The sequence below is a fragment of the Nostoc sp. genome (assembly GCF_036917615.1).
Lineage (GTDB): Bacteria > Cyanobacteriota > Cyanobacteriia > Cyanobacteriales > Nostocaceae > Nostoc.
Map to the genome: position 1 here is coordinate 173,231 of NZ_JBALCZ010000060.1, position 22,915 is coordinate 196,145.

At 41.5% G+C, this 22,915-nt stretch carries 18 protein-coding genes and 1 pseudogene; 9 read left to right on the forward strand and 10 right to left on the reverse strand.

The annotated features are described in order from the left end of the window. Positions 1–135 precede the first annotated feature (135 nt). Positions 136–822 (forward strand): hypothetical protein, encoded by a 687-nt coding sequence (locus V7K85_RS21250; protein WP_334816267.1) that lies wholly within the window; start codon positions 136–138, stop codon positions 820–822. 68 nt (positions 823–890) lie between these two features. Continuing rightward, on the forward strand, positions 891–1,334 hold the full coding sequence (locus tag V7K85_RS21255) for a hypothetical protein (protein ID WP_334816308.1): 444 nt from the start codon (positions 891–893) through the stop codon (positions 1,332–1,334). Between the two features lie 343 nt (positions 1,335–1,677). On the opposite strand, the gene V7K85_RS21260 is transcribed toward V7K85_RS21255, so the two are convergent. Together V7K85_RS21260 and V7K85_RS21265 are read right to left on the reverse strand one after the other, a co-directional pair. After that, positions 1,678–3,675: a lipoxygenase family protein gene (locus V7K85_RS21260; RefSeq protein ID WP_334816269.1), complete on the reverse strand. Its 1,998-nt coding sequence runs from the start codon at positions 3,673–3,675 to the stop codon at positions 1,678–1,680. Further along, positions 3,668–4,120, reverse strand: a complete 453-nt coding sequence (locus V7K85_RS21265; protein WP_334816271.1) for a phenylpyruvate tautomerase MIF-related protein — start codon at positions 4,118–4,120, stop codon at positions 3,668–3,670. Before V7K85_RS21265 ends, V7K85_RS21260 begins: the two co-directional genes overlap by 8 nt. 1,392 nt (positions 4,121–5,512) lie before the next feature. Between V7K85_RS21265 and V7K85_RS21270 the strand changes: the two genes are divergently transcribed. The 3 genes from V7K85_RS21270 (at position 5,513) to V7K85_RS21280 (ending at position 11,555) form a co-directional block, all read left to right on the forward strand. Further along, positions 5,513–9,922, forward strand: coding sequence for a CHAT domain-containing protein (locus V7K85_RS21270; protein WP_334816273.1), 4,410 nt, complete (start codon positions 5,513–5,515; stop codon positions 9,920–9,922). 82 nt (positions 9,923–10,004) lie between these two features. Then, positions 10,005–10,400: a MotA/TolQ/ExbB proton channel family protein gene (locus V7K85_RS21275; protein WP_334816275.1), complete on the forward strand. Its 396-nt coding sequence runs from the start codon at positions 10,005–10,007 to the stop codon at positions 10,398–10,400. A 429-nt stretch (positions 10,401–10,829) separates the two neighbouring features. Then, positions 10,830–11,555, forward strand: coding sequence for a TerC family protein (locus tag V7K85_RS21280; RefSeq protein ID WP_334816277.1), 726 nt, complete (start codon positions 10,830–10,832; stop codon positions 11,553–11,555). A gap of 96 nt (positions 11,556–11,651) precedes the next feature. Here the strand turns inward: V7K85_RS21280 and ndk are convergent, their stop codons facing one another. Then, on the reverse strand, positions 11,652–12,101 hold the full coding sequence (gene ndk / locus V7K85_RS21285; protein ID WP_334816279.1) for a nucleoside-diphosphate kinase: 450 nt from the start codon (positions 12,099–12,101) through the stop codon (positions 11,652–11,654). A gap of 197 nt (positions 12,102–12,298) precedes the next feature. Here ndk and speA point away from each other — a divergent pair, with 197 nt between their 5' ends. Further along, positions 12,299–14,317, forward strand: a complete 2,019-nt coding sequence (gene speA, locus V7K85_RS21290) for a biosynthetic arginine decarboxylase (RefSeq protein ID WP_334816281.1) — start codon at positions 12,299–12,301, stop codon at positions 14,315–14,317. A gap of 91 nt (positions 14,318–14,408) precedes the next feature. On the opposite strand, the gene V7K85_RS21295 is transcribed toward speA, so the two are convergent. The 4 genes from V7K85_RS21295 to V7K85_RS21310 form a co-directional block, all read right to left on the reverse strand. Then, the gene (locus V7K85_RS21295) at positions 14,409–15,578 is read right to left on the reverse strand and encodes an NDP-sugar synthase (RefSeq protein ID WP_334816283.1); all 1,170 of its coding nucleotides are present in this window, start codon (positions 15,576–15,578) and stop codon (positions 14,409–14,411) included. A gap of 361 nt (positions 15,579–15,939) precedes the next feature. Continuing rightward, a complete protein-coding gene (locus tag V7K85_RS21300; RefSeq protein ID WP_334816285.1) occupies positions 15,940–16,770 on the reverse strand; it encodes a ScpA family protein in 831 nt (276 codons plus the stop codon). 283 nt (positions 16,771–17,053) lie between these two features. Further along, positions 17,054–17,275, reverse strand: a complete 222-nt coding sequence (locus tag V7K85_RS21305) for a hypothetical protein (protein WP_334816286.1) — start codon at positions 17,273–17,275, stop codon at positions 17,054–17,056. Continuing rightward, the gene (locus V7K85_RS21310; protein ID WP_334816288.1) at positions 17,256–18,341 is read right to left on the reverse strand and encodes an AI-2E family transporter; all 1,086 of its coding nucleotides are present in this window, start codon (positions 18,339–18,341) and stop codon (positions 17,256–17,258) included. The genes V7K85_RS21305 and V7K85_RS21310 overlap by 20 nt, the downstream gene beginning before the upstream one ends. A 124-nt stretch (positions 18,342–18,465) precedes the next feature. Between V7K85_RS21310 and pdxH the strand changes: the two genes are divergently transcribed. Beyond that, positions 18,466–19,110, forward strand: coding sequence for a pyridoxamine 5'-phosphate oxidase (pdxH, locus tag V7K85_RS21315; protein ID WP_334816290.1), 645 nt, complete (start codon positions 18,466–18,468; stop codon positions 19,108–19,110). A gap of 109 nt (positions 19,111–19,219) precedes the next feature. Here pdxH and V7K85_RS21320 read toward each other — a convergent pair whose 3' ends face one another. After that, entirely contained in the window at positions 19,220–19,840 is a 621-nt protein-coding gene (locus tag V7K85_RS21320; RefSeq protein ID WP_334816292.1) for an FMN-dependent NADH-azoreductase, read from the reverse strand. A gap of 149 nt (positions 19,841–19,989) precedes the next feature. Between V7K85_RS21320 and V7K85_RS21325 the strand changes: the two genes are divergently transcribed. Next, positions 19,990–20,322 carry a winged helix-turn-helix transcriptional regulator gene (locus tag V7K85_RS21325; protein WP_334816294.1) on the forward strand — a complete coding sequence of 111 codons (333 nt, stop codon included), beginning with the start codon at positions 19,990–19,992 and terminating at the stop codon, positions 20,320–20,322. A gap of 385 nt (positions 20,323–20,707) precedes the next feature. On the opposite strand, the gene V7K85_RS21330 is transcribed toward V7K85_RS21325, so the two are convergent. Both V7K85_RS21330 and V7K85_RS21335 read right to left on the reverse strand, forming a co-directional pair. Continuing rightward, entirely contained in the window at positions 20,708–21,610 is a 903-nt protein-coding gene (locus V7K85_RS21330; RefSeq protein ID WP_334816296.1) for a DUF3153 domain-containing protein, read from the reverse strand. A 137-nt stretch (positions 21,611–21,747) separates the two neighbouring features. Then, positions 21,748–22,290 (reverse strand): tetratricopeptide repeat protein, encoded by a 543-nt coding sequence (locus V7K85_RS21335; RefSeq protein WP_334816310.1) that lies wholly within the window; start codon positions 22,288–22,290, stop codon positions 21,748–21,750. Positions 22,291–22,458: 168 nt separating this feature from the next. On the opposite strand from V7K85_RS21335, the pseudogene V7K85_RS21340 reads away from it, so the two are divergent. Beyond that, positions 22,459–22,915: pseudogene (locus tag V7K85_RS21340) on the forward strand (hypothetical protein); the annotation flags it as partial.

Below are 22,915 nucleotides of genomic sequence, written 5' to 3' on the forward strand. Positions count from 1 at the left end.
GGGAGGTTTTACGTACACAGGGCATAGGCACTGAGAATATTTGATGGTATGAGGAAATCAACCAAAGACATTTCAAGTTAAAATTTAGTTACAAGTGTGTAAAAAAAGCATTATCTTCTGAAAGTAGGGCATCGTTTGCAAGCTAAAGAGATTAAGGAGAAGCTAAAATCCCTTATCGAGCAAGCCTCCTCGATAGATCATAATTTAGCGAGAAGATTAGATGAAATTAATCGTTGGGTAAAGGATATTAAGCCAGGTTCCCTGACTGCAAAACCTTTTGTCCTTGCCTTTCTCCTAGAGGTAATTACGGATTCGACAATTTGGCTGATAATCAAATCATTACCTTCAGAAGAACAAAAAGCAAAGTTTGAGCAAATGACGCCGATTGAGAGATATTGGTATGGTTATCTCTTTCCCAGATGGTTCAATGCAAGTGACTCCAAGTTTTATATTTGGAAACAAAAATTGATGACAGGCGAATTTAATCAGGTTGATCATGATATCATTAAGTCAATAGCCCAAGATATTGTTCAGCGAGAAGGTAGTTTTTGGCAGCGTTATATTGCCGACCTTTCTATGGCAACAGATTTAATTGTTAGTCGTAACAATCAACCACTGTGTATTCAAGTTACCAGTGTTAGTGAAGAACTTAATCAACAAAAGTATCAAGCTTGGCAAAATACACTGCGCTCGTGGGAAATAGAGAGAGGACTGTTCTTAAGTTACAATCCCAAGAATGCTAATTTTGTCAAGCAGTTAGTCAACGTGGCATTGTATAACAGTGATTATCTTTCTGGTGGCAAGTATTTAAAATTTTCGTGAACTTTCTGGAATTTGATACTCAAGATTTGTGTTATAGCATACATACTTACCTGCTAATTACAGCTTTTATGGCAAATAAAAGAGAAACTCACAGCTGCAACAATCAAGTAGATAGATTTGCTGAAGCTTTAGCAACAGCGCGACAAATGCAGCAAAGCTGGCTAACTTACGGGGTTGATTTTATCAATTTTTACGTTGAAGATGTGGATGGAGACTGGCTAGAAACGTGGGGACATGACGAAATATTAAGTAATTCTCGATTAGATGCTATTAAAGAATTTTTGGTAAGTAATGATAGTGTAGCTGTCAAGGTAAGACAGCATTTGGGAGAGCGATCGCTGTTTGATTTCGCAGTAAACTTAGAAGAATCTTGGAGAATTTCTGAAACCAATGACAGGTTATCTGCGGTGAAAAATCTGTTAGCTGGTGAAGGCCATAGTTTTGACACAGATGATATTAGGTTAGTGGATTTAGCAAATACCCTGGTGGTAAAGTTGGCAGAGATTTTGTGAGATTTAGAATTCTATTGTCGTAAATTGCTTCTAAAGGCTATTTACATTTGTTCTTGACTTTCAAGCATTCATAAGAAAGTTTGAGCATTTTTTGCAAACGTTAAATTTTTTTTGATCAATGTTGAAGCAATTGTTACTCACGTTAAAGCATTTATAAGAAACGTTTATAGCGGTTCTCAATTGCATGTGAATACAGACCTAACAAGAACAACCCCTTCCCTGCAAGGGAAGGGGGGTAAGATTCAAAGCCTTTCTGCTTTTAGGAGAGAGGTTACAAGAGAGGTCAGACTGTAATGCATCCAAACGATAACCGCTATAAGCATTTGTTGCAAACGTTAAATTTTTAGCTATTCAATCTAGAACGTAAGGTTGTGAGATCAAATCCTAATTTTTCAAACTCTGCTTTTTTACTTTCAATGAGTTTGATTAACTCTGGTGGTACGTCTCCATCTTCGTTTTTGAGTATATAGCCGTAATTAAAATTGGTCAGCATATTTGTCACAGCCAAAATGATACTGGCTACCTGATGACCTGGTAATACACTCTCATCATCTTCGTCACCCATTGAGCCATTGGTTAACAAATCGCCGTACTTCAATTCCCCAAACTCAGGATTATGTTCATTGTGAATCCAGCTATGCCAAAAAGTGCATTGATAAATTACATACTTACAAACCTGTTTAAGATTTGCTATATCTTGCTCAGTTGATTGTGGTGATATAGTAATCGGTCTAATGGCTTTTAATTCACCATTAACTTCTTGACGTGGATTTGATGAGTGTTCAATTTCGTTTAAATCATACCATTCATCGCCATCATCTACTTGTTCCATACTCAGAGGAACATAGGGAACGCTGTTTTGTACTAAATCGTTGGAAAAATTGAGTATTTCTGTCCAATTATTAGCAATCTCTTCTTGATTTGCAGCAAAAAATGACTCTACATAGGTAGTGAGAATATTCCAGTATAAATTGCCGAGTTTGGCAAATGTATGACCTTCATACAGAGGTTTTCTAGGTTGCCAATCTGTCCAATCATATGTTCCGATATTTGTTGTTATCCATTGCAACATATCTGGTTTAATACGCATGGGTTCGAGTTTGGCAAAAAATCCTTCTTCGGCATCCATGAGGATTTTACGCCCAAATTTGTTAATATGAACTACTTCTTTGAGATGGGGATATAAAAAACCACGTAGCGGATTCTTTCTAATGTTTCTTAAGAAAGCGATCGCATACTGTTCCATGTTAAAGTGACACTGGCTTAAATGCCCTTTAATTTCACCTAAAACACCCAGATGAGTAGCGCGAACAACTCGTTTAGCTTGCAACCATTTATTACCATCAGCAGGGGTGTAAGTCTGTAGTGCTTTTAAGGGTGGATTTGGTTGCTTACAATTATCTTCACGGAATTGCAGCGTGATTTCAATAGGTAGTAATTTTCCGTTTTTTAACTCAAATATGACTTTGTAATTAGGCAAATCTATTTTGCCTGTTAGGGTAAATTTATCGCCATTAAAAGCAGTGTTATATAGTGAAGGATTATTTTTATTCTTCTTAAAAATAACCGGATTGAAACCATTGAGCATCCTTTCACCAAAAAACTCATCACTTCTGGTATAGCCTTTGTGGCTCTTTTCTAAAATTAGCGTTAAAGTTTCCGGAAATGATTTCTGGATTTCATCGTAGGATGACTGATTAGGATCACGGCGATTTTTTTGGATGAGCCTATCCATTATCTGGCTATACTTGGCTACAGATTGCATTGTCCTGGCTAAAGCTTCAGGTACAAAATCATGGCGAATGGAATCTGGTAGGCTGTAAGAAAATGTATATTGCGGATCGTACTCATAATATAAAATTTGCAAAACCCCAAAATCATAGTCATCTCTAACATTATCAGGCCCGATTTTAACTTCAATTAAGTTCCTAAGTTCACTTTTTTTACCATGAATAAAGACATTTTGTGGCGGGTCAAAAATTCTTAATTCTAAATCTGGTGCATCACCAAAACCTCCTGCTTTCGGGTCATACATAATTTCAAAATTTCCTATTTTATCTGTTTCTCCACAGGCTAAATAATCTTTTAACCCAAATGGATCTCTATCCCATAACTCTAAGCTTAAATTGGGAATAGGAATCAGCGAGTCACGATGTACTATTTTACCAAACGCTCGCCGTGATTTAGCAAATACATTACCTTTTAACTCTTGTTTAATTTTTAAGATAGAGGATAAAGGTAAATCAGACAGAACTTTGTAAAGTAAACGTTCTTTTTCTGTCTTGGTATATTCTTTTAATGATACTTCGCCTGCAATGATTCTTTGGATTAAGTTACTCATTTGTGTTATCACTCCTGTTATATTGAATTGCTGTTTTTTTTGCGTCTTTTCGAGCTGCTTCTACATCAGCTAAGTCATCAGCACCTAATATTTGTTCAAAAGTTGTGCGATTCCAGCCAACCAAATGCATTTTTGTATCTTCTTGAAAAAATATATACATTCTGTTAGCTGGAACATTGAATTTTGCTAGGAGAAGATCGCTGATAATTTCTGTTAGCTTGGTGGTAATCTCTACAGGCATTCTCCCGTTCATTACTTGAACAACAGCCGCAGGCTTTTCATAATCACCACCAAAAGCTACATTCACTTTGGTGTTGACAACTACTAAAATCATGGACTGAGGATAGCCTTTGATGATATGAAGTTGTTCAGTAATTTCAGTGATGACATAATGAATAACTTCTGAGCTGAAGTCATGATTAGTTTCAATTCTGATAAAAGGCATTTTAGTTCGATAATGTATGAGCAGTAATATAGAGCTTGATAGCCTATTTTTATGGCTAATCAACCCTGTTGAGCATCACAGACAGATTGCTTTGTTATTATGAAAATCGAAAATTTACCATAATCAAGATGGTGAGTTCTATCGCCCATAATTTACATGATTTTATCCATGCAAAAGCTACACTTAACACTAAGTAGTGGGGGATGAAAAAAATCAATGATTTTTATTGCTTATTTACACGATTCTTCGGCAATTTTCGTGTTGATTTCCACTCTTCCCTGAATCTTTGAAATATGGCTGGTACTAAATTACACCTATATATGATTACTTATATACAACTAATCATGTATAGGTATAATTGAAGGTGAGATCGCAATTGGATGTAACTGTTGTTTTTTTTGAGAACACATAATTTTTACTTATCTTGCCGATTGGTAGATGTGTGAACTTATCTTGCAATGTACTAACATTAACGAGAATTCGATTACTAAAGTTTGCAATAAAGCAATCAAATCTAGAGGAGGACGAAAGAACTAGGTTTCTAAATCTTTCATGAACGCTCATAATTATGAATTCAGCTTGGCTTGTAACAATTACGCCTTATGTAACAAAACTTCATATACTGACGATATTTCCCCTTTAAGTTTTTAAAAAACGTTTACAATGGGACGCTGTGTATGCAGCAATTCTCATTATGAGAATTGTTATCAAAACTTTCCGAGTAAAACTAACTGATGGAACCTGATATCTGTTGAGAATACGGCTGAATAGTAGACTTGTCCGGGAATCCTAAATGCTTATGAGGAAAGGTTTTGACGGATTAGATAGAAACTGCGATCGCAGCCTCATTCCCAGAAAATAATCTTGTAGTCAATTGGGTAAACAGCCAAATCATCGCTCCCTGCACTGAGATGCTTCGCTGCGCTCAATATGAGAGCAAAAAACCCTTTTAAAACATCCTCTAAGACCGATGTCTACGACGGGCAGGGCTGTTTCATTTCCTAAAGAGCCTTAAAAATCAAGTGTTCTAACGATTAAAAATTGATTATTTTGTTACCAACGTGCCGATAAAATGAACAATCTTACTGTTGTTTAAGTGCTTAAAAGTTCATCTCCTCGTCACCCTCACTTACAATTTTTCTCGCAAACCATCTTGACAAATCCTGTTTGAGATGGAATGAAACAGCCCTGCTACGACGGGCTACGCCTACGCTTTCAAGCAACTCACCGTATCGACTGAAATGTTGATTAATAGGTTCTTTTCTTGTGTACAAGTGTTTTGATGGAATGCTGATGTGGCAGGGCTTTTAAAAAACTTTGTGATCTACTAATTAAACATGGAAAAATATTGTATTCTAAATTATAGAAACTCCTAGGGAATCAGCAAGAATTGTGGGTAAGTTAGTTGTTTTAAAGCTGGAGGATAGTAATCCTGAGCAAGGGTTTCCAGTTACATTGCAGATTGGCGAAGATGACGCTCTCCCTTGGGTACAAATTATAGGTAAGCTACCTCCAGCCCCAGAGGTTCTTCAACACTACATCTACTGGCAATCAACATATCGTAGCTTAGGACTAAGTTCTCGGCTGACAGCTGAAGCCTTTCAAGTCACCAATGTTTCTATTCAAGAGAAATGCTACAATACCGCAAAGGAGTTGCTTGACCACTTGAATGCTTGGCTTAAATCTGAATCGTTTCGCTCTATTAGAGAGAAATTGTTAGAAAGATTAATGCCATCGGACGAAATTCGAGTAATTATTCAAGCCAAAGACATCCGACTTCAGCGATTGCCTTGGCACCTGTGGGATTGGTTTGATCATTATCCCAAGGCTGAAATTGCTTTAAGTACGTCTAGTTATGAATTTGTTGAACAGCCATTACCTCATAGAGATCATGTGAGAATCTTAGCGGTTTTGGGTAATAGTGCTGGTATTGATACCCAGGCAGATCGAGTCTTACTAGAGCATTTACCTGAGGCTGAAGTTACCTTTCTAGCAGAACCCCAACGCCGAGAGTTGAACGAAAAGCTTTGGGAGCAAGATTGGGATATTCTCTTTTTCGCTGGGCATAGCTCAGGTAAAGCAAATGGTGAATCTGGTCAGCTTTACATTAATCAAACTGATAGCTTAACAATTAATGAGCTAAAGTATGCCCTGAGAAAAAGTGTTGAACGCGGTTTGAAGCTAGTAATTTTCAACTCCTGTGATGGTTTGGGATTAGCCAGAGAGCTAGCTGATTTGCACATACCGCAAGTCATTGTGATGCGTGAGCCTGTGCCAGACCAGGTTGCACAGGAGTTTTTGAAGTATTTCTTAGAGTTGTTTTCTCATGGTAAGCCCTTCTATGTAGCAGTGCGGGAAGCACGGGAAAAACTGCAAGGTCTAGAAGATCGATTTCCTTGTGCTACTTGGTTACCAACAATTTGCCAGAATTCAGCCCAATTACCACCGACCTGGCAAGATTTGCGCGGTAGGATTGTTTCCAACTCCCACCTAGTTTACGAACCTAGGTTACATCCAATAACTCCCCTAACTCGGCAGAATTACTGCAACCACCAAGATTGGGGAGAGGCGGTTGATATTTCCGATTTTTCCGGGCGTACAGAAGAATTAACCATCTTGAAGCAATGGATTGTAAGAGACCGCTGCCGATTGGTGGTACTACTAGGCATGGGTGGGATTGGCAAAACTGCTCTGAGTGTATGCTGTGCCGAGCAGATTCAAGGAGACTTTGAGTACGTCATTTGGCGCTCATTGCGTAATAGCCCACCGATTACAGAAATCCTGGCAGATGTTATCAATTTCTTGTCTAACCAGCAGGAAACAAATTTATCAGAAAGCGTAGACGGTAGAATATCGCAATTGATTGAGTGTTTACGTTCCTCACGCTGTCTACTGGTGTTAGACAATGTAGAGGCTATTCTGCGTAGTGGCAAGCACACTGGACACTATCATGAAGGATACGAAGGATATGGGGAACTAATCAAACGATTAGGGGAAGTATCTCATCAGAGCTGCTTAATGTTAACTAGTCGGGAGAAACCTAAAGAAATTACCTTATTAGAGGGAAAGCAAGTTCGCTCCTTACAACTACATGGCTTGAACCAGATAGAGGGAAAAAATATTTTTAACAATCTGGGTAACTTTTCGGCAACAGATGATGAATGGCAAGTTGTCATTGAACACTATGCTGGTAATCCCCTAGCCTTAAAGATAGTAGCTGCACTTACTCGAGATTTGTTAGATAATAATATTTCTATTTTAATAAAAGATTATCTAAATTCAGGACAGTTTACTTTTAATGATATTCACGATCTTTTGGAGCGACAGTTCAATCGCTTGACAGATTTAGAGAAAGAGATAATGTACTGGCTAGCAATTAATCGTGAGCCAGTTTTACTATCTGAATTACGAGCAGATATTGTATCCCCCTTATCACAAAGAGGATTGATAGACACTCTAAACTCTTTAATACAGCGTTCCTTGATTCAGAAAAGTGCAGCATTTTTTACCCAACAACCAGTTGTCATGGAGTACATGACTGAGAAATTAATTGAGAACGTTACTCAAGAAATTGAGACTAGAGAAATTATACTCCTTAACAGCCATGCTCTGCTCAAAGCTCAGGCAAAAGACTATATTAGGGATACTCAGATTCGCCTCGTACTCAATCCAATTACGAAATTGTTACTCAATACTCTAGGCAAAATAAATCTGAAATGCCAGCTAATTCAAATTATTTCAATGCTGCAAGAGAAATCTCCGTTACAACCAGGATATGTAGGGGGAAATGTTCTCAATCTACTTTGTCAACTGAAGATTGATTTAAGCGGTTATGATTTTTCTTATTTAACAGTTTGGCAAGCATACTTACAAGGTGTGAATTTGCACCATGTAAATTTTGCCCACTCAGATCTAGCTAAATCAATTTTTACTGAAACCTTGCACGCTACTATGTCAGTAGCATTTAGCTTTGATGGGAAACTTTTAGCTACAAGTGATGTTGATGGTAAAATTTGCTTGTGGCAAGTTTCAAATGGTAAAAAACTACTCAGTTGTAAAGGGCACACCAGTTGGGTCTGGTCAGTTTCCTTCAGCCCTAATGGTCAAACACTTGCTAGTGGCAGCTTTGATCATACAGTGAGGTTGTGGGATGTCAGTAGTGGTCAATGCCTCAAAACTTTGCATGGGCATGCTGATTGGGTATATTCAGTTGTCTTCAGCCCTAATGGTCAAACCCTTGCCAGTACCAGTGTAGACCAAACGATAAGGTTGTGGGATGTCAGTACTGGTGAATGCCTCAAAACTTTGCATGGGCATAGTAGTCGGGTCAGTTCAGCTAGTTTCAGCCTTGATGGTCAAATTTTAGCTAGTGGCAGTGAAGATAAGACGATTAAGCTATGGGATGTCAGTACTGGTCAATGCCTCAAAACTTTGTACGATCATACCAATCGGGTACGAGCAGTTGTCTTCAACCCTAACGGTGACATTCTTCTGAGTGGCAGTAATGACCAAACAGTAAAGCTCTGGGATATCAGCACTGGTCAATGCCTCAAAACTTTGCACGAACATAGTGATGAGGTATTGTCAGTTGCTTTCAATCCAAATGGCAGAACTATTGCCAGTAGCAGTCAAGATAGGACAATTAAACTTTGGGATGTCAGTACTGGTCAATGTCTCAAAACTTTGCAAGGGCACATGAGTCAAGTCTGGTCAGTTGCCTTCAGCCCTAATGGTCAAACGCTTGCTAGTGGCAGTCATGATCAAACGGTAAAGTTATGGGATGTTAGCACTGGACAATGCCTCAAAACTTTGCAAGGGTATACCAACTGGGTTTGGTCAGTGGCCTGCAGCCCTGATGGACAGACCTTGGCTAGTGGCAGTGGAGATAAGATGATCAAGCTTTGGGATATCACCACTAGTCAATGCCTCAAAACTTTGCAGGGACATACAAATTTTGTATCATCAGTCGCTTTCAGCCCTCAAGGTAAGACCTTGGCTAGTGGGAGTCCTGACCAAACGGTGAGGTTATGGGATGTCAACACTGGTCTATGCCTCAAAACTTTACAGGGGCATACTCATTGGATATATTCAGTCGCTTTCAGTATCGATGGTCGTATGCTTGCCAGTGGCAGTCATGATCGAACAGTAAAATTGTGGGATATCAGCACTGGTCAATGCCTCAGAACTTTGCAAGGGCACACTAGTTGGGTCTGTTCAGTCGCTTTTAGCACCGATAGTCATATGCTTGCCAGTGGCAGTCATGATCGAACAGTAAAATTGTGGGATGTCAACACTGGTCAATGCCTCAAAACTTTACAAGGGCATATTAGTCGCGTCTGGTCTGTTGCCTTCAGCTCTAATGGCCAAACTCTTGCTAGTGGCGGCCATGATCAAACAGTGAAGTTGTGGGATGTCAGCACTGGTCAATGCCTCAAAACTTTACAAGGGCACACTAGTTGGGTATATTCAGTCGCTTTCAGTACCGATAGTCGTATGCTTGCCAGTGGCAGTCATGATGGGACAATTAAACTTTGGGATATTAACACGGGTATGTGCCTCAAAACTTTGCACGGATACACCAGTTCCGTTTGGTCAGTTGCCTGCAGCCCTGATGCTCAAACTATTGCCAGTGGCAGCCAAGATGAGACGATTAAGCTTTGGAATGTTAACACAGGTATGTGCCTCAAAACGTTGAGAGCCGCTAGACCGTACGAGGGCATGAATATCACAGGTGTTTTAGGCATTACTGAGGCTCAAAAAGCCTCCTTAAAGGAGCTAGGGGCTGTGGAGTTGATTGATTGACCATGATACATGTAGCTTGCTTAATGTTTGCTAACTGATATTATGGACTTCCAAAGAATAAAATATACACATAATTAAATTTTTGAGTAATTTGAAAAAGGCTAAAAATGCAAAGCTTTTAGACAAACTTCGCCCCTGGTTAAAAGAGCATTTAGGAACCGATGATCTAAGCAGAATTAAGCAACAATTCCAACAGGATAGCGATTTTATACTTATAAAGTATCCATCTGTCTTAGCCCGCCCAATACCTCGAAGTTCCCTGCGTTTTGTGACAAACTTGTGTACTGCCATTGGCCTTTTAGGAACGTTTTATGGTATACAACAGGGACTCCAAGGAATCAATTTATCTACAAAAGATACCAACGAACTGATAACTGCCAGTAAAGAGCTACTGATGGGAATGAAAACAGCTTTCTCCACTTCTATGATGGGGCTTGGTTCTGGTAGTGTATTCACCTTAGTTTTTATTTGTATGTGATTAGAGATTAGAAGTTAGCTATAAATAGGGATTCAAGTTCTGAGTTATTGATATTGCCTGCAAGAATCACTTCCTCAAATGAGGTGTACTTCCCGCTTGCAACCTAACTTTGAATGAACTGCTCAAGCTCGGTAGTTAAGGAAATATTCATAAACTATAAATATTACCATATTTTTGTTCTCATATTCTAATTCTAGATGTGAAATGACAGCAGTCTATTGTCATCACATTGAGTAAGATGTTAAAACTTTTAGTGTATTGAATAATACCAAAAACACCCTAATGGCACGGCGATCGCATACATTCAACCTTCTTCAGAATGCACCACAACCACGTTAAGCTGGATTAAAGTAGCAATTTATTGCGCTTTTTAATATGCAAATCTCTGTTCCTGTCAAATTTTAATTTTTTCTGTTTGAGAAACCCGGAATGCTAGACCGAATTTTTGATTACCTCGATTTTCATTTCAGCGTTGAAGCCCCGATAGTTCTGCTCATCCTGGTGCTTTTAGAGGCGCTGTTATCTGCCGACAATGCGATCGCCTTGGCTGCGATCGCTCGGGGGCTGGAAGACAAAGAACTTGAGCGTAAGGCCCTCAACTTTGGTTTAGTCGTTGCTTATGTGCTGCGAATCACCCTGATTCTCACTGCTACTTGGGTGCAACAATTCTGGCAATTTGAATTATTGGGCGCTGCTTACCTGCTGTGGTTAGTATTCCAACACTTTAGCTCTCAAGAAAGTGAAGATGATCATCATCACGGCCCGCGTTTTAACTCGTTATTGCAAGCGATACCCGTGATTGCATTTACAGATTTGGCATTTTCTTTAGATAGTGTGACAACTGCGATCGCAGTTTCTCAAGAAAAATGGCTGGTGCTGACGGGTGCAACAATTGGTATTATTACGCTGCGATTCATGGCGGGATTGTTTATCCGTTGGCTAGACGAATATGAAAACTTAGAAGACGCAGGCTATGTAACTGTGGCCTTGGTGGGCTTGCGCTTGTTGTTGAAAGTGGTGAACGATAGTTTAGTTCCACCAGAATGGTTAATGATTGCTGCCATCTTCCTAATTTTAGGCTGGGGATTTTCCAAGCGTGTTAGCACTGAATTGCCTCAACCAGTAGAACCAGAAAAGAGCGAAGTCTCCAAGTAAGAGACGCGATTAATCGCGTCTGTACAAGAGTTAGGAGTAAAGACGCGATTAATCGCGTCTGTTATTAGTTATGAATTTTTAACTCCTAACTCTCCATCACTCGTGCAACCAAGGTGTTAAGTGTGGTTGCCAATTGACTAATTCTTCATCTTTAAACCATAGGGCTATTTCCCGTTGCGCGGTTTCTTGAGCATCAGAACCGTGGATTAAGTTGCGACCAATATTCAGGCCAAAATCGCCCCGAATCGTTCCCGGCTCTGCTGTTAAGGGGTTCGTCGCACCAATAATCTTTCTGGCAGATGCAACCACGCCATCACCTTCCCATGCCATCGCCACCACAGGGCTAGAAGTGATAAATTCGACTAAACCAGCAAAAAAAGGACGTTCCCGGTGAATATCATAGTGTTGTTCAGCCAGTTCCCGACTGACTTTCAGAAACTTCAAACCAACTAGGGTAAAACCTTTAGTTTCAAAGCGACGGATAATTTCACCGACTAATCCCCGCTGTACTCCATCAGGCTTAATTGCTAAGAATGTGCGTTCCATTGCTATCTCCCAAAGCTCAATAAAATTTTTATCTAGTCAATTGTCCTTTGTCTTTTGTACAAGGGTTTTGCACTCCTGACTCCTGACTCCTGACCAATCAGAGTTTATCTTAGAATTTATCTTTGGGTGCATATCCGTTCCAAGATGAATGCGCTAAATTGTTAACTCGTGGGTAGAAAAACTGAGGTTAGGAAAAAATGGGTGTTGAGTCAACTGCTACATCTGATGAGGTAGTACAAGTACCGTCCAATGGACAGAAATCTGAAGTGAAAAATCATAAACAGAAAAAGCTGTTACCACCTAGTACTACTACAGGAGATTTACCTCGCTCCTGGAAAATTGAGGATAGCGAAGCCTTATACCGGATTGAAGGTTGGGGACAACCTTATTTTTCCATTAACGCTGCTGGACACGTTACTGTTGCACCCAAGGGCGATCACGGGGGTTCTCTAGACTTGTTTGAATTGGTCAACGCCATGAAACAGCGCAACTTGGGACTTCCCATGTTGATTCGCTTTTCTGATATTTTGGAAGACCGGATTGAGCGGTTGAACGCTTGTTTTGCCAAAGCGATCGCCCGCTACAACTACCCTGGTGTATACCGGGGCGTGTTTCCCGTCAAATGCAATCAAGAGCGGCATTTGATTGAGGATTTAGTGAAATTTGGCAAACCCCATCAATTTGGTTTAGAAGCCGGTTCCAAGCCAGAATTAATGATTGCTCTGGCTATCTTGGATACACCAGGAGCATTGTTAGTTTGCAACGGCTACAAAGACCGAGAATACATCGAAACGGCAATGTTAGCCCAAAGACTAGGTCAAACACCAATCATCGTCTTAGAACAGATTGAAGAGGTTGATTTGGTGATTGATGCCAATCGCCAGTTAGGTATTAAGCCGATTTTGGGAGTTCGTGCTAAACTCAGTACCCAAGGGATGGGACGTTGGGGAGCCTCTAGTGGCGATCGCGCTAAATTTGGTTTGACAATGCCTGAGGTCATTGAGGCTGTTGACAAGTTACGGGAAGCTAACCTGCTCGATTCTTTGCAGTTGATGCACTTCCACATCGGCTCACAAATCTCTGCCATTAATGTGATTAAAGATGCCATCCAAGAAGCCAGCCGCATTTATGTGGAATTGGCGATGCTGGGGGCAGATATGAAATACCTTGATGTAGGTGGCGGCTTGGGCGTAGATTATGATGGCTCCCAAACCAACTTCTATGCATCGAAAAATTACAACATGCAGAACTATGCCAACGACATCGTGGCAGAGTTAAAAGATACCTGTGCTGAACGGCAGATTACCGTACCAACACTGATTAGCGAAAGTGGACGAGCGATCGCTTCCCATCAGTCGCTGCTGATTTTTGATGTTCTCAGTACTAGTGATGTCCCCCTCGACGCCCCAGAACCTCCGCAAGAGGGAGAATCCCCAATTATTAATTATCTTTGGGAAAGCTTCCAATCCATCAACCAAGAGAATTACCAAGAGTTGTACCACGACGCTGCACAATTCAAAGAAGAAGCCATCAGCCGCTTCAACTTAGGAATTTTACGCCTCAGAGAACGAGCCAAGGCCGAACGCCTCTACTGGGCTTGTTGTCAGAAAATTCTAAACATCACTAGACAGCAAGAATACGTACCCGATGAACTAGAAGACTTAGAGAAAATCATGGCTTCCATCTACTACGTGAATATGTCAGTGTTTCAATCAGCACCAGATTGCTGGGCGATCGATCAGCTATTCCCAATTATGCCAATCCACCGCTTAGATGAAGAACCAACGCGGCGGGGAATTTTGGCAGACCTCACCTGCGACAGTGATGGTAAAATCGACCGTTTTATTGACCTGCGCGATGTCAAGTCGGTTTTAGAGTTGCACACCTACAAGCCTGGCGAACCCTATTATTTGGGGATGTTCTTGAATGGAGCTTACCAGGAAATCATGGGCAATTTGCACAACCTATTTGGCGACACCAACGCCGTTCACATTCAATTAACGCCCAAAGGCTACCAGATTGAACACGTTGTCAAAGGTGACACCATGAGCGAAGTGGTGAGCTACGTTCAGTATGACTCCGAAGATATGGTAGAAAACATTCGCCAGCGTTGCGAGAAAGCATTAGAAGAAAAGCGCATCACCCTAGCAGAATCTCAGCGACTGCTGCAAACCTACGAGCAGAGTCTCAGAAGATATACGTACTTAAATAGTTAGGAGTTAGCAGTGAAGAGTTAGGAATAAAGTTAAGAGTTAGAAGTGAAGAGTGAAACACAAAATAATAACTCCTAACTTCTAACTCCTAACTTTAATTTGAGTTTGTCCCCAGCAATTCCTCTATTGCTTGTTGTTCAACAGGGGTATGTGATGGCGGTGTCTGACGGGCATCGGTAATCAGCCAGTCTAAAGCAGCGGCTTGAACATCGATCGCAGCGCCAGTTTTATCTACGCAATAACGTCCAAATACCAGCTTATCGACTAACCGGACTCCAGGTCCCAGGCGCGACCATTCAAAAATCACGCTGTTTTCCACTGTTGCGCCACTACATATCCAACAATTGGGGCCAATCATCGCTGGACCGACAATTTTAGCTCCGTCTTCTATTCTGGTCATGCCACCAATGTAAACTGGGCCTGTGATATCTACTTTGTCCCAATTTACGGCGACATTTAAGCCAGTGTAAATACCAGGGGCGACTTCATGACCAGGGATTTGCACATTTTTGATTTCACCCAGCAATACACCGCGAATCGCCCGCCAATAGTCTGGTACTTTACCAATATCTACCCATTCAAAGTCCATAGGAATGGCGTAGAAGGGAGCTTTGATTTCTACCAATTTGGGAAACAATTGGCTACCAATGTCATATTCGACGCCAGAGGGAATATAGTTAAAAACCTCTGGCTCAAAGATGTAAATACCTGTGTTGATGTTGGTGCTGAGGGCTTCTTCAGTTGAGGGTTTTTCCTGGAAAGCTTTCACACGACCGTCTTCGTCAGTCACAACCACACCGTAGCTAGAAACTTCTTCCTTGGGGACAGATTTGGTAATAATAGTAGCGATCGCCCCTTTAGCTCTATGCCATTTAACTGCCGCAGTTAAATCCAAGTCAATCAAAGCATCACCGCACAAAACCACAAAGGTATCATCAAAAAAGGGTGAAAAGTCTTGGATGCGGCGCATCCCTCCCGCTGAACCGATTGCTTCTCCCTCCAGTTTCCCGTCGTCATCAATTTTCCCTTCAAAAGAATAGGCAATCTGCACCCCAAATCGCTGACCATCACGAAAATAGTTTTCTATTTCTTCAGCCAAATGACTAACATTGACCATAATCTGGTCAAATCCATGTTGGCGTAACAGTTCCAGCAAGAACTCCATCACTGGCTTTTGCAGGATGGGAATCATTGGTTTGGGAATTGTATAGGTAATCGGACGCACGCGAGTACCCTTGCCAGCCGCGAGAATCATCGCTTTCATAAAAATTTATTCCTCAACCACAAGCCAGTTTACTTTCATCGAGTGATACTTAATCATCAGTTTTTATTTATGCTCTAAGTTATCCCTCAAGACAGGGATAACAGGAATTTAGTGGTTATTGCAACCATAGGTATACTTAGATGACAAGCTATCGCTTATATTTTCAATTTACTCGGATTTTGGAGTTGAAGCACAAATCTGTAAATTATCTGTAGGGCTAAGTAAGTCGGCACAATAAAACCAAACTGTGTGAAGAAAAGTAAACAAGGCTCAAACTCTTTTTAACCCTGCTAAGAGCCCCCTGCCCCCTGCCTTATCCCAACAATAATTATTTACGCCTACCTACTTACTTTTGGCTTTCTTAGTTCATTGGGTGCTCAAAGGGTTTGCAGGAGTTAGCTGAATCTTTAAGTAAGCGAATTTTAATCTCATGGTAAAACTCCTCTTGAAATAGCTCTACTTTCGATTGAGCTGAGAGTAGTAGTAGCGCCCAGAAAACGCTAACTAGGTGACTGTGTTTAGACTCATGTCCAGAGCGATTTTGGTTGAGAAGCTTTGTCTGAGTCCACAACTCTACAAGTTGTTCTAAATTCAACCAATTTTGTTCTAGACTCAGATCTGTTGCCGACAAATTCAACACCTGCTCCAGTTCCCCAGCGACTTCTGTCAGATTTTCCTGGTGAGCTAACTCCAGCGCCTCCCGCATACTTTGGACGCTAGGTTGACGCCTGGGACGGATAGGTTTGCTGACTTTTTCTACCAGTTTCAGTTGGTTAGCCATGATCTGCAATTGCTCGATTAACTCTTGCAGGGTCACTCGCCGCTTTGGTGGCGGCATTGCCGCTGGACGACGCCGCAATTGCCGTTCTAATGGTAGACGATGACCCTGATGTGATACACCGTCTTCACCTGACAATAGCGTATCATCTTCTACACAATCATCAACATCTCCTACTGTTGACAATTGCATCAATGTATTTGCTTTGAACAATACCAGCATTGATGCTGACAAAAATGCCTGTCCAGATTGAGACAAGTCCGCTTCATAACCTCTTGTTATTGCCTCCGGTGCCATCAGTTCTAAGTAACGGTCAATCACTTCAATCACTTGAACATCCCAAGGGTCAATTTCTCCTTGTTCAGCTTGGTAAATCAGGAGTGTGATTGTTTCTAATAGCTCAGAAGCTTCCATCAACGGGTTCTAAGTTAATTAATGAGAATCAAAAGACCGTAAATTCAACAGTAAACTCATTGACTATTGGCAAAGCGTGTACTTTATGAATTTCCTTACGCTTCTTTTATTCAGGAATCGCCTGCTGGCAGTATCCCCTGAAATTTACAATCAATCACCATTGTGAATTGTGAGATCAGAATGTGCAACTTTTGCATTGGGCATTGGCCAAACAGGGCATTGAGCATTGAGCATTGAGCATCGGGCATGGGGAGTTAGAACTTGAAAGTTCAGCCTCAATGGCTCAAAGTTGAGCTTCTGAGGGTGAACATTGAGCTTCTAAGGGTGAACGTTGAGCTTCTGAGGGTGAACGTTGAGCTTCTGAGGGTGAACGTTGAGCTTCTAAGGGTAAACGTTGAGCTTCTGAGGGTGAACGTTGAGCTTCTGAGGGTGAACGTTCAAGTTTTAACTTCCCCTGCCCCCTGCCCCTCTGCCCCCCTGCCGTCTTAATCGGGGGGCGAGTCATGGGCAATAGTGACAGTTGATACAAAGTTACTCGGCTTGCCACTCTTAATCGCATCGAAAGTGCCTTTAATAGTACCAGCAATGGGAACAGCAACAAGTGTCCCCAACAATCCAGCAATCTCAAATCCCATCAAAATAGCCACAAAAATCCAGATAGGATTCAGTCCAATAAAGTTGCCGAGTAACCTGGGAGCTAACAGGTTATCTTTAATCTGCTGCATGATAATCGCCGCTATGGCAACTTGAACTGCCAACCACCAATTTTGTAGTAATACTAAAATCGTCACCAGACCAATGCCTAGAGACGCCCCGATAAAGGGAATGAGTTCTGAGATACCAATTAATATGGCAAACAACAGGGCAAAAGGCACCTTGAGCACTAAGAAAATTGGCGTCAGGGTTAGCATCATGAACAGTCCTAGCAACAACTGGCTGAGGAAGAAGTTCTGGAAATTTAGGCGCAAGGATGTGGTGAGGGGATCTCCAATATTAGAGGGCAAAAGATTGACCAAACCATACCAGACGCGATCGCCATATAAAAGCATATAAAATGCAAGCACAATGACTAACACTAAGTCAAGTAATCCTGAGAGCAGTGTTCCAGCAAATCCTACTGCACCAGAAGCTAGCTGTTGCACCACATTTTGAATGTTGGCATTGATTTGACTGCTCACAACTCTCAAATCAATTGGCAAACGTCGTTGTTTTGCCAGCAACTCAAACTGCTCTAAGTTTGCTTGACTGGTACGCGCCCAATCAGGGATGTTATTTAACAGTTGGATTGTTTGGTCAATAATCAACGGCACTAGGGTGACACCTAGAATTCCAACCAAGGTTAAAGTTGCAAGTAAAACTATGCTCACCGCCTGAGTGCGCGTGATTCGAGCACGTTCAAAGAACTTAACTGGGTAATTTAGTAGAAAAGCCAGAATTGCCGCAATGATCAAGATGGTAATGGGATGCTGAAAATAGCGAAAAAGCACAGACAGCAGCCAGACATTGAGAGCGATAACCGGGCCGCTAAGCCCATAAATTAACAGGCGTTTAAGGGAGGTCGAACGGCGCATCTTATGCAACCTATTTTAGATATTCCTTGAGAGAATTTGTAAAATTCTTGATGGCGCTGATCATCATAGATATTTTTAACAAACACATGTATAAGCGTATCTGATAGCAGGCAAGTAAATCAAAATGGACAAAACCGTAGCCGACCTTCGCAAAGACTACACCTTGGAAGGTTTAAGCGAACTCGAAGTAGACCTCAATCCTTTTATCCAATTTAAAAAATGGTTCGATCAAGCACTAGCAGCGCAACTTCCTGAACCCAATGCCATGACCATTGCTACCGCCACACCAGACGGTAAGCCCTCAGCCAGAATGGTGTTACTCAAGGATTTTGATGAACGGGGCTTTGTCTTATTCACCAACTACAACAGTCATAAAGGACAAGAACTGGCAGAAAATCCCCAGGCGGCTTTAGTCTTCTGGTGGGCAGAACTGGAACGTCAAGTCCGGATTAGTGGGTATGTGGAGAAAGTTTCAGAAACTGAGTCTGACCACTATTTTCACAGTCGCCCTGCCAACAGTCGCCTGGGTGCGTGGGTATCTAATCAAAGCGAGGTGATAGAAAACCGAGAAGTTCTGGAGCAACGTTTGCAGGAGTTTAAGAGCAAATATGAAAATCAGGAGATTCCTCGACCGCCTCATTGGGGAGGCTTACGAGTGATCCCCACAGAAATTGAGTTTTGGCAAGGACGCCCTAGTCGTCTGCACGATCGCTTACTCTATAGCTGTTTAGATAATGGCACTTGGAAAATTGAGCGGTTGTCACCGTGATGAGGAGGCAGGGGGAAAAATCAATTCAAAATTCAAAATTCAAAATTAAAGAATTTTTGTTTCCTCTTTCCCAATGCCCAATACCCAATTACCAATGCCCCGCATCACATTACCACTGGGCGATCGCATCTTGAATTGCTGCCCGTGCTTTTGATAGAGATTGGATACGGGCATCATCACCATTACTCAAGCTATTAGCGTTAATAAATTGAATGTCGGTAATTCCAATAAACCCGAAAATCGCCCGCAGGTATGGTTCTTGGAAGTTATAGGCAGCAGCAGGGGATGTTGCACTATAGTCACCGCCGCTAGCCGTAATGATAACTGCCTTTTTACCCTCAACTAATCCTCTAAAACCTTGAGCTTCTAAAGCAACAGTCCGGTTAATACGAACGATTTGGTCGATGTAAGCCTTGAAAGTGGAAGGTATATTAAAGTTATACATTGGCACTCCAAAGACGTAGCGATCGGCTGCCAAAAGCTCATCAACCAGTTCGTCAGAAATCCTGATTGCCTCAGTTAACTCTGGGGTATGGGTTTCTGGTGGTGAAAATGCAGCTGCAATCCAAGGTTCATCAACGTGAGGAACCGGGTGATGCCCTAAATCTCGATAAGCGATCGCATCTTCAGGATGCGCTGCTCTCCAACCACTGACGAATTCTTTGGATAGTTCTCTTGAGTGCGATCGTTCACCACGGGGGCTGGAATCAATATGTAGAATGTTTACCACCAAATATCTCCTGATTAACTAGGATTTACTGCTTTGACTTTTTTTGAGTCTAAATTTTAAAGCATTACATTTTATACTAAAAGTAACTAGTTACTAAAGTAAAGTAGTTACCATAAAGTAACTGTTGGTAAATTTTGGCGAACTTATCGATGTCTGTCTCTAAAAATCCTGATGCTTGCCCTGTCAATATTCTGATGTCCTTACTATCAGGGCCTTGGACAATGTATATACTGTGGGTGTTGTGTAATAATGGGCCTACTCGCTTTGGTGCATTGAAGCATTTAGTCGAGGGCATCTCCACCAAAGTTTTGACAGAAAGACTGAGAATGCTTGAGGCAGCTGAAATTATTTATCGCCACTATGAACCAACTGTGCCACCCCAAGTAACTTACGGTCTGACAGAACGTGGTCAGGAACTCATTGAAATCCTTCATCAACTCAATGCACTTGCTGAACGCTGGTATGGCAACGAGCAACGGTAAGTTAGTACAGATTTGTGTAAAATCGTGACGAAATAAGGTTTGAAATAGACCACACAAAAGTAGGGTAGGCGCAATGCTAGCCCTCAGGGCTATTTGCTGAGGGATTGCTCACCGTAAAACAACATATAGTGTTGCGATCGCCAAATTCAATATAAGCAGTTGAATGTTGTCTGTTTCTGATCCCAAAACTACACTTAAAAATGATTTGCTACCAAACTACACTTGATAACATCACAGTGTCGATGTTAAATGGTTTCTTCGTTGGTTGGTGCAGTCCTCATACTTGCGAAAGACACTGTTGAGTCTTTACAAAAAGCTGAGGAAGTGTAAAAAAGCCGATGCATTCTCCATCGGCTTTGCTAACAATATTGAACAGATGAATAGTCTACTGTTCCTGGATAGCTGCTGCTTTGGGATGGAACTGAATTCTGGGATCTGGCATGAAATTGTATCTCAAGTACAATCCTCCCCAGACAAACAGGATAATTAACAGCGCCCCAATACCAAGGGGACTGGGAAGCCAGAAAACAGTTTCTATGTGGTTTAACTCACCAGGTTGAAGTTTCCACACCAGTTGATTGCCATTCTTTTTTGGCTCAATGGCAGTTTCAGTTAGTTGAATGTTTTTAGCTCCCCAAGGAGTCTTCAAGCTAAATTCTAAGTCGAGAATTGAACCTGCATTAGCCAAGACGTTACCTTTGTTGGCAATTAGAGACAGCGATCGCAAATCCAAATCATAAATTAACCGATTTCGGACTAAAAGTAAAAAATTGTTCTCCTCCAAGAGGACGTTTGATTCAATTTTCGGCAATTCTGAATCAGATTTGCTCTGCACAGACTCAGAGGGTTGATTCGTACGGGAGTTAAAAAATTCGTTGAACTTCTCTTGCAATTCCCTACCACTACTAAAAGGAATTGTGACAATAATTTCTTCAGTGGAAACTCGCTGTGCTTTACCCTCAAGTTTACGGGCGCGGCGCTCTATGCTATTTATCCATTCGTACACAGAATCCCCACTAAAACTGGTTAGCCGTTCTCCCAACTTAATATGCTGTACTAGTTCGCCACTATTTGAGTTGTCAAAGTTAAGCCCCACATCGTACTTAACACAGCCAGACAGTAGCAGGGATGTTAACAGCACTAGCCACAGAATAGGATTTCGGATGGCAAAAACGCGGTTGATTCGATTTTGACCATTCAGTGGTGAGAGAAATTTCATCTTTGCCAACACAAAATTAAATGGTCTGATTAACCACAAGAAAATCTTTCCGAAAATTGAAGAATTCATAACTATAAATCTCCCCAAAAGTCAAAGTTTTTAACCAATCTTGACTTATTCGTATTGTTTGAGATTCCTGGAACAGGTAAGTCGAGGTAAGTCGAGGTAAGCCGAAAGGAGCCGAAGTCCAAAATCCAAAATTGGTATCAGCCAGGGGTTCCTGAAAAATTCAACCAAACCAAGTACGAGATGGTTAAACCAATGGCAATTAGCGCCACCCAGATAAAGCGATTATCTCTGGTATTGACCTGACTGAGGTCAACAAATTCTGGCTCCGTAGGTTTAGGCTTCTGCTGCACAGAAGATTTAGTAGGTTTAGCAGCTATAGAAATTTTGAGTTCATTATCAGGTAGTGTCCCCAAATCAGGGATTTGGGTCATCCATTCGCTGGGTCTTTTCAGCTTTGGTGCTTTTAAAATGTAAAGCATCTGTCGCGCTTGTTTGCTGGTTTCAAAATGGGGATGGCGTTTGAGTCTTTCGCAAAGAGCGATCGCATCATCCGTGCGTCCAGACGCTTCATAAGCTGTCACTAGATGAATTTCTACTTCGCCTCCAAGGCGAGAATTACGAGCTAACAGGGCGCTGGCCTTTTCTAAATTTTCTACGGCTTGGCGGTATTGCCCATTTTCAAACGCAATTTTCCCACTCTGGTAGCGGGTTTTAGCAATTTCTAAACTTTCTGCACTCACGTCTTCTACACAAATCAGCACTGTTTTAATTTTGCCAATGCCAGCAATCTTTTTGAAATTTTTTCAAAAGCTGGCAATCTGAAGTGGATAAACTTCTAAAATTTTAACTAAGTAGCTGCGACTATTTTCTGATTAAAAATTCCGGTATCAAATGCAGGTGAGCAAAATATGTTGAAAATCAAGCATTCGCAACTGAATTGGCTCTTAGCAGGCATGACTTTAGCAGTTATGGGTGTAAGCATTGCTCCAGCTTCTGCCCAGCGTGTGAGAGTGATTAACGGTGGTTATGGAGTCAGGCAATCGCCTGCTGTTGGTTCCTTTATTTATGGTAGTCCGATTCCCACACCTATGCCTGTAGACCCAGCAACGGGACTAATGCCACAACGCAATAATTTCCCCGATTCTTACTATCCCCAGGTAAGGCAGCCCGATTCTTACTATCCTCAGTTAAGGCAGCCCGGTTCTTACTATCCCCAGGTAAGGCAGCCCGGTTCTTACTATCCCCAGGTAAGGCAGCCCGATTCTTACTTTCCCCAGGTAAGGCAGCCCGATTCTTACTTTCCCCAGGTAAGGCAGCCCGATTCTTACTTTCCCCAGGTAAGGCAGCCCGATTCTTACTTTCCCC